Origin of the sequence: Vibrio sp. TMPB1044 (assembly GCF_030442075.1) — a bacterium.
GTDB lineage: Bacteria > Pseudomonadota > Gammaproteobacteria > Enterobacterales > Vibrionaceae > Vibrio > Vibrio satsumensis.
Genome location: NZ_JAUJED010000024.1, coordinates 21,616 through 34,613, shown reverse-complemented (window position 1 = coordinate 34,613; position 12,998 = coordinate 21,616). Strand labels below are relative to the sequence as shown.

Sequence of the window (12,998 nt, the reverse complement as noted above, 5' to 3'; positions counted from 1 at the left end):
GGGGGGGGGGGGTTATGCCCCTGGTAGATAAGCCAATAAGAAGTGAGGATTATCAATAAATTAACTCATAAATTAATTGTGGTACTGATGGAATTTAAGCCTTGATAAAGCTAGGGCTAAATACCTGTAGGCCTTACGTTTACGCAAGAGCCAAGATCTATTGCTGCGTTGTAAAGGCGTTATTCAGGGAGAAATATTGGTTACGTTAAGGATGAGTAATGAAGAAAGTTATGTGCCAACAAGTAGCGTCATTATCAGAGGATATGCTTGATAAAGTTGTGGGCGGGAAGGGATACGACGGTTGTACCTCTAAACCTAAAAAGTTGCATAAAGCAGCGACGAAAAAAGGAAATTCATCAAAGGGTCGTGATTGGAGCGGGGGCTACAATAGCCGCTCTTCCTAAGTCTTGATTTTTTAATGATGGATGATGGATGATGGTTTGTGAGGTAGGCCGCTTACTTACTTCACTTTTTCCTCATGAAGATGTTTCCTATTCACGGATCACATTATGAAAACGTATTTGTTATCACTGTTTGTAGCTCAATTCCCGTTGCCTATGGCTGACAAGCCTTCTCTTGTCTCTATGTCAGATAATGCCATCGTATCTATTACTCGGCAGGTGCTGGTAGGTTGGTGGCAGTGTTGGTTTACTTTCCCGTTGATTGGTGACCGCATTCTCAACGAACATTTGAGGTTGGATAAAGCTGGCAGTTTTTCATCGCAAGGGACGTTTGAATACTTTTTGAGTAATCATGACAAGCCAGCTATCTTCTCTTTTTCAGCTCAAGGAAACTGGGACTTTTATCAGCATCAACTTCGCCTTGAGTATGCCCCTTTTGATATCGAACCAATGGGCGAGTTGAGCGAACAGTATATAAACGACATCAAAAAAATCTACCTCTCTCCATCCTATAAAGGGACGCGTCGCACTGTGTTTGATGTAGAGTTGTTACGCAAAAACTCCATGACAATTGGTAATGAATATGACAGCTGGCAGTGCGTTAGATAACAATCTCCAACTTGTTTTTGAGCTTATCAATAGTTCTGATTCCACGCTGTTTGATAAGAAAAAAGCATGTGGCTTCGTAGAGAAGTTACTGGCGTTTCAAGGGCAGATAAATCAAGAATCTGTGTCTATTTTCATTCGGTTATTGGACGAATTGCTTTTAGCTGACAAGGAACAATATCTTGCTCGAGATGTGTTACAGCGTATTAGTTGGCTCGAACCAAAGGACCTTGTGATGTTAGATAAGGTATTTTTTGTTTGGATCGGTTGTTTGAGTGAGCGCCAGCTTGAATATTTTGATGTGTGGGAAGAAGTTTGCCAAGACGATACATTCATCTATTACGATAGCCGCTGTTTACTTGCTAGTGAGATTAAGGATGTTCTCTGTCGAATACACAACTGCAGTCATGAAGATGTGGCCTTTATAAAGCACCAAAGTGACTGGTTTGAGGCGTTTGTAGAAAGTAAGGAGAGACACCTCGATGAATGGTTAATTGATCATACTAGAGTCTATGATGCCGACATCGCAACTGAGCTTGAACATAGGCTCTACCGTGTTAGACATCGTTACTACCGGCTAACGAAACTAGTCACCTTGATAGATATTGCGTCTATTGACTCATTATTTGTATTTAGCGGCTTTGATTTAGAACCTTACTACCTGTACGAAGTACTTCTGAGAAATAATTTAGCTGCAGCAAGTGATATCGTTCGGTTGTTGGTTCTTTATCATCAAGGGGGAATGTACGTTGATTTCGACACACTTCCAAGTTTTGAGCACTGTTTTCCTAAAACAAATCGGCGCTTTCCTGAATGGGTGAGTAATAACATGGTCGATGTACTTAAAGCCGAGCTCGTTATGAATGTGTTTCGAACTCAGCAATTGACTCGTTTTGCACGGTGCCAAGGTGATCATCAGCTAGTAGAGAATCTCGTAGCGACGTTTTTTGATGATGATAAAGAGCAAATCAAAAGTTTGCATGAAGATGTTGCTGCGATAACTGAAGATAAACTTTTTCACCCTTTTATCTTGCCTCCCGTTCACAAAGAGGGTTTGGCATTAACGAAAGCCAAAAATAGTGTGGGCGAATTCAACAACAATGTGCTGATAGCGCCTAAGGGATCCAAGTTAATAAGAATTGTCTTAACGATGATGAGCAGTCGTTACCGTTATATGGAAGATAATGGCATTATATTTGATGATATTTTCACCTCTCGCGACTGTGACGTTAACAATAGAGTGATGGAGAGCGAGGAGTATTGGCTTCGTTTTTCGGACTATCGGTATGACCATTTACGGTCAAGTGATAATGTAACTCTCTTCTTGTCTGGGCCTTCATTGGTATTAGAGGTACTTATATCGCTTGCTTATGAAGTTTTTGACATTGAAGGCTGCAGTCCGAACGCCGTCGCGTTCGCAATGAGCCACCCAGGCTTGAAGATGGCATTTGAGCATCAAACTCAATTTACAGTAGAGCATATGCGCTCAACTTGGCTTCGAAACCAAAACCTCTTTTCTGATTAGTTCGATTTTAGTCATTGTCTAACATTTAAGCTGACTTTTTAGTACGGTTCGCTCATTAAAGCTTACCTTGGATCGCGTATGTTGGGTCAAGTAACCATTCTAGGAGCGTGCGCGTTTCTAAAATATTATCAGCTTCAGCTAACATGCCTGTTTTCAATGGAAATTATTCACCATAGGCGTTCTAAATTGCTCTGGTAAAGAGGCTGTTACTCGATACATGGTTAGGGCTTTGTCACTTGGCAAGATCAAAGCTTTGTCAATGCTCGTGATAGCATCAGTCATTAAACCGAATTTCTGATACGGAAAAGCATCAAAGCGGATATTGACGGTATCACCTTGTTGAAAAAAACCAGCAGAGCGTGTGGGTAGGAGTAATTCTAACTCAAGGGGCGAGTTGGTGGGGATGATACTTAAAATCGGTGTACTTGGGGATACTTGGCTCCCTACTTTAGCCTGAATCGCTGTAACAGTGCCTTGCTTGGACGCTTCTGTGTAAATTCATATTCGCCGTTTAGTTCTACTTTTTGGGCCTGTAATAAAGAGATATATTATTGTATCTCAAGTAGTTTTAAGTTGTGTTGTTCAGGCAGTAACTGTTGTTGGGTTTGTATTTGTGCTATCTCGACCTGAAGCGAACTCACCTCTTTATCTATTGTTTGATTCGCTTCTTGGTATTCTAATAATGCTTCTTGAGCTTCTATTAAGGCTGTTGCTGAAAGGTATCCATCTTGAGATAAGGTTTGTCGTTTTTCATAGAGTTGGGTTTGTAGGTCAAGGCGTATGGTGTTGGTTTGTTTGGCTTTGTTAATTGCGCTTAAACTTTGATTCAGGCGCTCTAACTGGTGCTGCAAAGTGAGAGTTTGCTTGTTAAACAGGGCGTCAGAAATAGTTCGCTTTTTTTCCAACATTTTCAAATGTGTGTCTATTTCTTGGATGAGAGCTGTGGTTCGCTCTTTTCCACTGCTTAATCCTTGGCTATTTTGAATCCGTGCAATCGGTTGACCCTCTGTGATTTCTAGTCCTTCCTCTCCCCAGAGCTGATTGAGTACTCCTGAACGAGCAAAATATAAAGTGATGACGTCTTTTTGTGGAGCTAGGTCTTCCTTCACAGTCTCTTTACGTGCGAACTCAAATTGCGAGAGATAGAACAAGATGAGAACAAAGAGAGCGAAAAGTGACGCACTGATACCATACAAGGACAGTGACTGAATTAAAACGATGCGACCTGTTAGCGTTTGTTTTTTGCTTCAATAACTTGTCGAAGAAATAACATAATAATTCCTTTTTCTTTTTTATTCCTTGGGTTTTTAGGTCAAATGGCAAGTTTATGGATGGTTAGGGGGATCTCTCCATGCTAGAAGGAGTGGAGAAAAACTCAGCTTATTAAACAGTAATTACGAGTGATTTTTGGGGGATTGAACTCTCTTGATGCAAAGGAAAACCACTTGAATAACCATGAACTAAGAAACTCAATGCCTCATCATTAATTAACCATAATTAAATACTTTCTCCCAAATAAGCACGTTAATTTTTTAACCTCCAAGCAGGGAGGTTTAGGTCTGAATGCAACAGATTTTAAACCGACAGGTCAGTTGTCCGTCCGCTCTCTCTTGGAATCGTGGATTTAATTGAGGGAGAGTTTAACAATGAAAGTATTAGCTACTGTTCATGAGATTGAGCAAGTTGTTGGAGGGAGTCCTAGTCGTGGAATTGGAAGCTGGATCCGTGATTCGCTTGATAGAGCACACACACCAGTTGCAAGAGCTCGTTATAGTGAGTATCGCCAGCGAAGAGATCGTTCGGGAGCTCGTGCTGCACAGGCTCGTTCTCGTTTGCGCAATGATATGAACGACCGCCAGGACAAAGGTGGCAGTAATCGTATTGGGGGCCGTTAGGTTTTCGGAGTAATTTACGATGCGGTTAATGATATCTGCTGTGGTGGTAGTCTATATAGGTTATTTTTTTCCAAGTTATATTCTGCTTGATTACTACCTGAGCATTACCCGAGAGTGGATACTTAATCCGAGTTTGGATCGAGTGCTCTACTCAGCTATCGCCTACTACTTGTTACCCGTTAGCGCTTTTTTCGCGCTGTTTGTTGGTGCTCGACGAGATAAGCATTGGAAGCAGTACTCAACCTCCTGGCCTAGAAATACATGTACATGGGGTGAAGGCGTATTGGTATTGCTTGGTTTGATCTCATTGAATTCTGTATCAAATTATATTCAATATATTGTTTTTGATTGGTTTTCTCCAGGCTCTTGGCAGGCCCAAGCCTACAATTTCACTCCTTTGTTTTCAGCCTATGATGGTGTGATTGATTGGTCGAGTGTGTTACGCAGCGCTATGGACGGTGTGTTTATTTCTCCCGTGATAGAAGAGCTTATTTTTCGTTATTTGTTGTTTGTTATTTTCAGATCCGTTTTGGGGGTTACCGGCGCCGCATTACTCTCAAGCTTAATATTCGCTTCAATACACCAGTGGGAACTGTACGCCTTTATGTCAGGGGTATTTTTATGTTGGGCCTTTGAGCGATATCGCCGCCTAGAAGTGGTTATTGCCATTCATGCTGGTCATAACCTATTTATTTTACTTTATGACCTTGTTTATTACTCGATCACACAGTTTCACTTTAATCCTTGGGAGGTGGTTGATATTAATATTGTTGCACTACAATCGGGTTATCTGGTGCTGTTTTTGCTCTTTATTGATTATCAGCGAAGAGAGTTCAGGAAGGAGTAATGCTAGCAAGAGGACTGTTTCTTTCACTTATTTACTTAAATATCGCCATACTGTTTTTAAGCGTACTTTGGTTGTTAGTCCCATCTTTCAAACAGTATTCGTTAAGCGATTACTACGCCTACATTGCCATTGTAATCTTCGTTCTGAGCGCTCTAGTCTCTCAAGGTGGCCGAAATAGTACTGAAGTGACTGACAATAAAAATAATTACCGTGCTGTTGTGTTCTTGTTAACGTTGGGCTTGATATTAATGATTAAAAGCTTCGTGTTAACTTTGATTTAGGGGAACGAACATAATCCATCATTGTCACCATCAAAATAGTGGTTCGTACAAGTTTTGGTTGCTTAAGGTTGGTTTGTAAGAAGAAAAGTTTATGTTAAAAAACAAAAGTATTCTCGTATGTGGCTGTGTGTTAATCGTGTTTGCTATCATGATCAGCCAGCGCAATCTTAGCCCGGAGTTAATATTTCCTAAATGTGAGATTAACAAGCCAGTTCAATCAAAGATAACTTTTTATCTTGATGAGTCCGTTGTGTATAAAAGTGAAATTGTCGGAAAACTGCATGAAGCAGTAGCAATGTCTAACACAATATTGGCCAACTCTTGTGTACCTATTATTCGCTCTTTTAAAGAGAGCCAATTTATATCTATGCCAAAGAGTGTTTCATCTGTTTCCTCTCTACATTCTGCCTTACAAGAAGAAGTAGGCGCTTCCGAAATTGACCATCTTAGAAGTAACCCAATAGAACAGTATGTGGTGGTTCTTGGTGAGAATCACCCTGTCGTCATTGCACAAGAAATTCATGGCATGACGATGATGAATATGAATGATAGCTTTATTGTCTTATCGGAAAGATTTCCTATTACCGTTTTAGAACACGAATTTGGGCACTTAGCTTGGGCTATGCATGAGCAGCCTGATACTGAAAGTGGTAAGTTTTGGGTTAATGAGCAGGTTTTCCCTGACAATAGAAAAAAGGTAAAGCCTTACGCGGGAGCTTACCATTGCTCGAATTACGGCACTGTCATGAGCTATGCTACGCAAGTAGTTCCTGCCTACTCAAGTCCCCTGATTAGTAACAACGGAGAGTTCTGTGGTCACGGAGTTAAGGGTGATAATACTAGGGTTATGCAGGAATGCGCTGAAAGTTTAAGATGATTCATTCTAAACATATTTGCCCTTCACTTAGAGCACCCTTCTGGCTACCTGCTTTATCTCGTGAACCTTCTCGTTCGTTCCTTACTCTTTGGTGGTTCAACCAAGCCATATTATCTTCAATCACAAACAACGTGCTTTAGCTTGTGCCCTAGTTGTCCTTTGGTTGGGTTTTAACGCTTCGTTGGCATCAGTTCTGATTCAATAAGGTTAAAAACTGATGAAATTATGATTAAATAATAAGTGTTTTTTCAGTTAATCCTCTAATTTTGTTGGGCATCTAAAACTAATAGGATTGAGAAAATATGCGCAAAATCATTGATACTCAAGCGGCCCCAAAAGCGATTGGCCCATACTCCCAAGGGATCATCACCAGTGGGTTAATTTTCACTTCTGGTCAATTACCACTGAGCCCCCAGACTGGGTTTTTGGTGAAAAATAGTCTTGAGAAGCAAACGGTGCAGTGTCTAGAGAATATGAGAGCAATTTTGCTCCATGCAGACGCTGACATGTCAGACGTAGTGAAAACAACTGTTTATATTACCGATATGATGAGCTTTTCAGTTGTAAATGAAATTTATAATGATTTTTTCATTAAGCACGGCGCCAATTATTTTCCTGCGAGAACCTGTATTGAAGTATCGAAACTTCCTCTCAACGCCATGATTGAGATAGAAGCCGTTGCTGTTGCACCTTAGTCATTAATCATTTTTAATTTTTTAGCTCCAGCTTAGGCGCTGGGGCTGGGGCTATCTATTTAGGATTACCCTAGTGCGAACTTTGTCTCCGTATGTTTAATATAGTTTATATAATACTCAATATACGCTCTCTTATTTATAAGATTTTTTTCGTGAAATACCGCGAAATGAGTAGAGTTACATTTTTCGAGAGTTAGGGTGTCAAATGACTTAGGAAGAGGTCGAGAAATTGTTTTTTAAAACGGTTATAACCGTCATGGGTTGGGAGGGAGATAAACCAGTAGCGTCCGAGTGCAAAAGGATTATATGAATGGCTAAAGGGAGGGAATCCATCATCTACTTGAGAACGCAAGAGCGATAGCTAATATAAAAATGGGACTAAAAAAGAATGGTTCTTTTAGAGTTACCTCTAATAGAGTAGTTCTGTTGTTGATACTTCTGAGCTAGGGCGTTCTCGCTCCGCTTGGTTCATTCCGTCGATTCTCTCCTCTCTCGATAACTTGAGTCGCTTTATCGAACCAGCTCGAGATGCTTTACTTTCCTGAGAACAATTACTCAATGCGCTTCTCTCTACGTTTGATGCGCCTCGTCGTCTCTCCTTGTTGCACTCCCTGTCTTTGAATAAGTTCGATTAAGGGCTTGTTTTCTTATGCGTTAATTTCCTATCACTCGATTCATTTACGGGCACGCAGGGTGTTAACCGTTTCTCACCACAACCTGTTTTTCAAGTGAGGCTTCGCCGCTGCGCGCCCTTGCAAAGCAGAACGATGTTGAGAGAGCGGACAGCCAAGCGGCTCCGAAAAGTGATACTCAAAAAAGGAAAATCTCATGGCGCAACAAAACTCAACCCCAACTCTCTCTAATTCAAATTCAGCAACCAGCGTTTTGCCGCTGGGACACGAAAGCTCACCAAAAAATGATGCCTCTAGTCCTTTGGCAGTATTAAAGTTGCGCTATCTAGTCAAAAAGTGTCGTGATGAGGAAAAAATAAAGTCTGATTTGGTCTCAAAAATTCATCGTTTAAAAATGTTCAGCCGTCGTCAGTCTCCAGAGCAACAGGCCGATATAAATGCGCTCAAAGAGCAAGGGTTGGTTGACGATATCAAGCAGAAGTTTCCGCAATTGGTGTTTCGTCGTTTTGCTTTGCACGAGGTGCGTAACTTCTTTGTTGAATTGAACAGGGCAGACTTTGGCGAATGGTTTCTCCATGAGCGAGTGGATCACATAATCCTTTACACCACCTACAGGTCAGTGTTTCCAGCCTTACGATTCGTGAAAACGGGTGAGGGTACGTTTAAGTGTTCGGGGTTTTGTTTCGATATACGTTTTGGTGCTTAGGAGATCACATTTAAATACGTTCTACGGTTTCCGCTGACATATCCAGGCACGTGATTTCGGTGAATTTAACCGAGGTAAGGGGGTAAGTATTTGTGTGTGATAACACTACCATCATTAAACAGATCAGAGGCGAGGTCTACGAGAAGAAAGCTGAAAAAATGTCCGAGCATCGCACGTCGGCTAATCGGCTAAGGCTTTTCTCTCTTGCCTGTATGACAATTAAGGTGTTTGTATCAAACAGTCATCAGTCAAGGTCATCAAGATGTCTGAATTTTGTTTCGGTATTCAGGTCGTTCTCGGCATTCAAGCGGGTCGTGTTTTGATACGAGCTACGTCTTTTTCGATCCAGCCATATGATCGAGTGTGCACGTTGATGTCCTTTGCGACAAGCAGTATTTCCTGAGCGTGAGTTGCTCTACTTTAGATAAATTGCAAGTTCCAATATAGACATACAAACACTTAGAAAATAATAATTAAGTAATTCTAATAGAGCAGGTTGAAATCAAGTTTGCTCCCGCTCTGGTAAACTTAATGGGGGCAGATCCTAGCTAGACATTGACCTTCGGAGCTTGTCACTTTGGGCAAAAAGTAAAAATAGAGTAAAGCAAATGATGGCAAGTCCTGAAGATATTCCCAGCATAAATAAGCTTTCTTCATATATCAGAGGTAAGGCTATTGATAAAAAAGCGAGCATGACAACAAATAATTCACACCCTGCGCCGAAAATAGGACGCTGATGACGAAATACAGCCCATTGATAAACCATTGTTGATAACCTCCTTACAACCGAGCTTAGTTACTATCTTGAGTTAAAATACGTTAAGGTCAATTTTGTTTCCGCTTTAGACTCGGAAATCGACTTAGGTAACTTTTGAGCTACCTCCCTATTTATTTTTTAATATAACAATATCCTTTTACACGGAAAGTGATTGGAATATTATTTATGTGTAATTAAATTATTGATAGGCATCTCATCGGAAGTTTGGCGCTTATCAATTAAATTAATACCAACCCACAACCTAAGCTGACTATCACTAGCTCAATACAGTCAACCAAATTAATCTTTTCAGGAGAAAAGTTATGGGTAGCCTACCGCACTTATTTTGTTTGCTTTGAGCTCAGCCACTTACCGCTTCCATATCAACCCAAAAGGTCAGAGAACCACGCTTAATGATTGATTGGTCGTCTTACTTCCAGTTGGTTGTCTTGTAACAATATTTAAGTATAAGGCTACGAGAGATAATGAACGTAGCTGAGCAGATCGTAGGTGCGTATTTCGGTGATTGTTCTTAAATCAATAAATTAAATTAAATTAATACCATTCTCCCTGTTATTACCCGATTTTTATAAATCCTAATAAATTTAGTGTGTAATAAACGTGATTAAACTATATTCATCTATATTATTTCTTCTTACCTCATTCTTGACAGGTTGTAATTTAGAGTCATCAGATGAAGTTGTAAAAACAAAGTTAACCTTAGAAAGGATCGATATTAGCGTATCCTCAACAATAACTTATGGAACAAGTCGGTTAATATTGGCCAAAGGTAACAAACAAGCATTCATCGCCACAGGTTATTACTCAGATGGCTCCTCAATGGTACTCGCAGATTTAAGCTTAAGCGCTTGGCGTACAAGTAACGAGGAGATTGGTTTTTTTTCTAAACCGGGCGTATTTTCAACGGGGAATACAACTGGGGAGGTCGCTGTTTATCTAACTAAAGATGGTGTCACCAGTAACACAGTGAGCGTGGAGGTCAGCGCTGCGGTCATCACCGCGATTTCGGTCACACCGCCTTCGGTTTCTGTGGCCAAAGGTCAACTGACACCACTAATGGCAACCGCAACCTACAGTGATACCACTTCCTCCGATGTGAGTGATTCCGTCACTTGGACGTCGGAGGATCTGAGTACCGCGACAGTAACGCCGACAGGCTTCTTGTCTGGCGTCAACGTCGGCCAAACAACGATAACCGCCACTAAAGATGGCGTCACCAGTAACACAGTGAGCGTGGAGGTATATAGATGTACGTCCGTCGGTGCTTCATGTATTGATCTATTCGATACTGGGAATGGGAAGTTGTTTACCAATTCACCCTCAAAATTATTTTTATTCTCCATTGGAGGAAGTGCAAATAATGGTTTTACGCAAGAAATTGGAACTTCTGGACCTGCTGGAGATTTCTTTTGGTTCTCTTGGGATAATGCAAGTCGCTTATGTAATACATATAGTAACGAGGATTTAGCAGGACGCACCAACTGGCGTTTGGCAACAAAAAATGAGTTAGAATTGCTCTTCAATACATACGGCAATATGTTCAACGCGCGCGGCTGGCCAGTCAGGTTAAATTACTGGTCAAGTGAGAGTAGAGGCCCTGGCTTTTTTAATATAGACCTCAGGAATGGCGGCGGAGGGTTGAGTCTGGGAGAAGAAGAGTTGTACGCGTCCTGCGTCTCAGTTCCCTAACGTTTAACGTATGAGTTTTTGATATTCCAACTTATAACCACCTACTTTTGCAGGTGGTTATCTTTTTCATAGATGTGCAGTCAGCTGTATCTAAAAGGATATCGCTGCAATCTTGAACGCCTGCGCTACTGCGCCTCGTCGTTACCTTTTACTGATTTCAATTAAGTTCGAGTAAGGGCTTGCTGTTTTATGTGCTGATTTCCCTTTCGACTCGCATCATTTGATGGTGCTCGCAGGCTGTTAACCTTCCTAAAACAGAAAGGAAAATCCTTATAGCACAACAACATACAACTCCAACGCTCTCTAAATCGAATTTCAGCGACCAGTGTTTCGCCGCTGGCCATGAAAGCTCACCAAAAAATGATATCTATTTGGGCGCTCGTCGTTGAATAAGGCAAGCTCCGTGATGTTTTTAGTTGAGCGTCTCACTAACCCGCTCGTGAGTATAACCGTAATCTAAAGCCCAGCGATGGAGATCTTCAATCGACATAGGTTTGGCGTAGTAGTAACCTTGATGTTGAAAGACGCCTCTTAATAAAAGCCCTTTAGCTTCGAGTTTATTTTCAACTCCTTCCGCTACTAGATTGAGTTCTAATTGTTTAGCCATCTCAATATACCCATCGAGAACAGCGGACTTTCCTTCATCAATGGAGCGTGTAAACATTTTGTCTATTTTGATAGTGTCAATATCGAAATAATGCAAATAGGAGTTTCCGCCATAACCGGTACCTGCATCATCAAGGCTTATTTTAAGCCCTAATGTTTTGAGCAAGGCGATACGCTGACTGGCAAACGCTAAATTTTCAATCGGTTGTCGTTCTGTTAATTCAAGCGTCAGTTTTGAGTAGTCGTGCTGAAACCGCTTTAAATAGTGGTAAAAATCGTCATTTTGTAGGTGCAGAGGCGTGATGTTGACACTGCAATAAAACTCGGTGTTTTGACTCATCAAAGGCGATAAGTCGCGGTAAATGGTTGTAATGAGATTTTCTGTTGTTGAAATGATCTCCCCACTTTGCTCTAGATAATGGATGAACTTGCTTGGTTCTATGACACGGCCATCAGAGGGAAGCCATCGGAGTAAAGCTTCGACACCGAGCATTTTACCTGTTTGTGCGTCGACGATGGGTTGATAATAGGGGAAAAACTGGGCGTCTCGAACCGCTTTTTGAAGAGCAATTTCTTTTTTTGCGTGCCAATAGGAAACACATAACCAAAGAATGGTGAGTGAAATCATAAAGAGTAAAGTGGTAACCGGCCACAAGTTTTGCTTAAACTTCGAGAGTACTCGTGAGGTAGAGACGGAGGATTCAAAGGTAAGAGGCAGATAGTTTGAAGCAACTGAGTTCGAGTACAGGCGATCGGCCTTGGGCAAACTGCCTATTTCAAGGATAGTGTAATTTTCTTTTGGTAAAGATAAACGAATAGAGCGTTGATGGTCTAAATCATTTTCAAGGAAAAGGTATTCCGTGCGTAATGGAAAGAGGAAACCATATTGTCCATTCGAACCGTATAGATAGGGGGGATGTTTTGGGGTTGTAGAGAGAGAATAAATCGCTAAACGCCACATTTCTCCTTTTAATTGTGTATTGAGTAAGTTCTTAAAATTACGTTGTTCAAATTGCTCAACACCGAAAGGAGAGCAATAGGTATAGGGCTTCTGCTTATCAAGATTAACGATGGGTATCGACATAAGTAGATGCGACACATAAAGCTTCTCTAACTGTTCGATAGTGTCAGTGGAGCATTCACCGCTAGCGACGCTGGCTTCAGAAAGAGTGGGTTTTTCAAGCCCATATTTAATCGCAACAGAAACGATTTGATCGAGGTAGTCGACGTCATGCTTAATTTCATTATGAACTTGATAAAGACTGGTGGCTAATGAAGCCAATAAGCTAAACAACAGGGCCAATAACATAACACCAGTTTTATAGACCCATTGAGGATGGGGACTGAATAAGCGGTTTAACCAAGGGTGTCTGGAGCGCATGCTTAACTCTTTATAATTATAAATCCAACGGATTGTGTTGAGTTGTCAAATGTTATTATGCGGTTTAATTAATGTTTCT

Annotated in this window: 12 protein-coding genes and 1 pseudogene; 9 read left to right on the top strand and 4 right to left on the bottom strand. The window is 41.1% G+C overall.

What is annotated here, in order from left to right; all coding sequences use genetic code 11:
* Positions 1-218 precede the first annotated feature (218 nt).
* The 3 genes from QQ041_RS18075 (at position 219) to QQ041_RS18065 (ending at position 2,532) form a co-directional block, all read left to right on the top strand.
* Entirely contained in the window at positions 219-404 is a 186-nt protein-coding gene (locus QQ041_RS18075; protein WP_237300761.1) for a hypothetical protein, read from the top strand.
* Between the two features lie 105 nt (positions 405-509).
* Positions 510-1,010, top strand: a complete 501-nt coding sequence (locus QQ041_RS18070) for a hypothetical protein (RefSeq protein WP_285954687.1) — start codon at positions 510-512, stop codon at positions 1,008-1,010.
* Positions 985-2,532 carry a TcdA/TcdB catalytic glycosyltransferase domain-containing protein gene (locus tag QQ041_RS18065; RefSeq protein ID WP_237300763.1) on the top strand — a complete coding sequence of 516 codons (1,548 nt, stop codon included), beginning with the start codon at positions 985-987 and terminating at the stop codon, positions 2,530-2,532. The genes QQ041_RS18070 and QQ041_RS18065 overlap by 26 nt, the downstream gene beginning before the upstream one ends.
* A gap of 153 nt (positions 2,533-2,685) precedes the next feature.
* Here the strand turns inward: QQ041_RS18065 and QQ041_RS18060 are convergent, their stop codons facing one another.
* Both QQ041_RS18060 and QQ041_RS18055 read right to left on the bottom strand, forming a co-directional pair.
* Positions 2,686-2,991: an HlyD family efflux transporter periplasmic adaptor subunit gene (locus QQ041_RS18060; protein ID WP_285954688.1), complete on the bottom strand. Its 306-nt coding sequence runs from the start codon at positions 2,989-2,991 to the stop codon at positions 2,686-2,688.
* A gap of 89 nt (positions 2,992-3,080) precedes the next feature.
* Complete coding sequence (locus QQ041_RS18055; RefSeq protein ID WP_237300764.1) at positions 3,081-3,641, bottom strand: hypothetical protein; 561 nt, start codon at positions 3,639-3,641, stop codon at positions 3,081-3,083.
* A 537-nt stretch (positions 3,642-4,178) separates the two neighbouring features.
* On the opposite strand from QQ041_RS18055, the gene QQ041_RS18050 reads away from it, so the two are divergent.
* From QQ041_RS18050 to QQ041_RS18030, 5 genes are all read left to right on the top strand, one after another.
* Complete coding sequence (locus tag QQ041_RS18050; protein WP_237300765.1) at positions 4,179-4,427, top strand: hypothetical protein; 249 nt, start codon at positions 4,179-4,181, stop codon at positions 4,425-4,427.
* A 19-nt stretch (positions 4,428-4,446) separates the two neighbouring features.
* The gene (locus tag QQ041_RS18045; protein ID WP_237300766.1) at positions 4,447-5,274 is read left to right on the top strand and encodes a CPBP family intramembrane glutamic endopeptidase; all 828 of its coding nucleotides are present in this window, start codon (positions 4,447-4,449) and stop codon (positions 5,272-5,274) included.
* Between the two features lie 372 nt (positions 5,275-5,646).
* The gene (locus QQ041_RS18040; protein ID WP_285954686.1) at positions 5,647-6,432 is read left to right on the top strand and encodes a hypothetical protein; all 786 of its coding nucleotides are present in this window, start codon (positions 5,647-5,649) and stop codon (positions 6,430-6,432) included.
* Positions 6,433-6,734: 302 nt separating this feature from the next.
* Positions 6,735-7,127: a Rid family detoxifying hydrolase gene (locus QQ041_RS18035; RefSeq protein WP_105058885.1), complete on the top strand. Its 393-nt coding sequence runs from the start codon at positions 6,735-6,737 to the stop codon at positions 7,125-7,127.
* 828 nt (positions 7,128-7,955) lie between these two features.
* On the top strand, positions 7,956-8,465 hold the full coding sequence (locus QQ041_RS18030) for a hypothetical protein (RefSeq protein ID WP_171388179.1): 510 nt from the start codon (positions 7,956-7,958) through the stop codon (positions 8,463-8,465).
* Between the two features lie 1,121 nt (positions 8,466-9,586).
* Here the strand turns inward: QQ041_RS18030 and QQ041_RS18025 are convergent.
* A pseudogene (locus QQ041_RS18025) lies at positions 9,587-9,691 on the bottom strand (IS5/IS1182 family transposase); the annotation flags it as partial.
* A 152-nt stretch (positions 9,692-9,843) separates the two neighbouring features.
* On the opposite strand from QQ041_RS18025, the gene QQ041_RS18020 reads away from it, so the two are divergent.
* Positions 9,844-10,932 carry an Ig-like domain-containing protein gene (locus QQ041_RS18020; protein ID WP_285954685.1) on the top strand — a complete coding sequence of 363 codons (1,089 nt, stop codon included), beginning with the start codon at positions 9,844-9,846 and terminating at the stop codon, positions 10,930-10,932.
* Between the two features lie 412 nt (positions 10,933-11,344).
* Here the strand turns inward: QQ041_RS18020 and QQ041_RS18015 are convergent, their stop codons facing one another.
* The gene (locus QQ041_RS18015) at positions 11,345-12,919 is read right to left on the bottom strand and encodes an EAL domain-containing protein (protein WP_285954684.1); all 1,575 of its coding nucleotides are present in this window, start codon (positions 12,917-12,919) and stop codon (positions 11,345-11,347) included.
* Positions 12,920-12,998 lie beyond the last annotated feature (79 nt).

Bases quoted from the DNA above. Each gene is read 5' to 3' on its own strand.
- QQ041_RS18075 (WP_237300761.1), top strand. From the start codon at position 219: ATGAAGAAAGTTATGTGCCAACAAGTAGCGTCATTATCAGAGGATATG.
- QQ041_RS18070 (WP_285954687.1), top strand. From the start codon at position 510: ATGAAAACGTATTTGTTATCACTGTTTGTAGCTCAATTCCCGTTGCCT.
- QQ041_RS18065 (WP_237300763.1), top strand. From the start codon at position 985: ATGACAGCTGGCAGTGCGTTAGATAACAATCTCCAACTTGTTTTTGAG.
- QQ041_RS18050 (WP_237300765.1), top strand. From the start codon at position 4,179: ATGAAAGTATTAGCTACTGTTCATGAGATTGAGCAAGTTGTTGGAGGG.
- QQ041_RS18045 (WP_237300766.1), top strand. From the start codon at position 4,447: ATGCGGTTAATGATATCTGCTGTGGTGGTAGTCTATATAGGTTATTTT.
- QQ041_RS18040 (WP_285954686.1), top strand. From the start codon at position 5,647: ATGTTAAAAAACAAAAGTATTCTCGTATGTGGCTGTGTGTTAATCGTG.
- QQ041_RS18035 (WP_105058885.1), top strand. From the start codon at position 6,735: ATGCGCAAAATCATTGATACTCAAGCGGCCCCAAAAGCGATTGGCCCA.
- QQ041_RS18030 (WP_171388179.1), top strand. From the start codon at position 7,956: ATGGCGCAACAAAACTCAACCCCAACTCTCTCTAATTCAAATTCAGCA.
- QQ041_RS18015 (WP_285954684.1), bottom strand. From the start codon at position 12,919: ATGCGCTCCAGACACCCTTGGTTAAACCGCTTATTCAGTCCCCATCCT.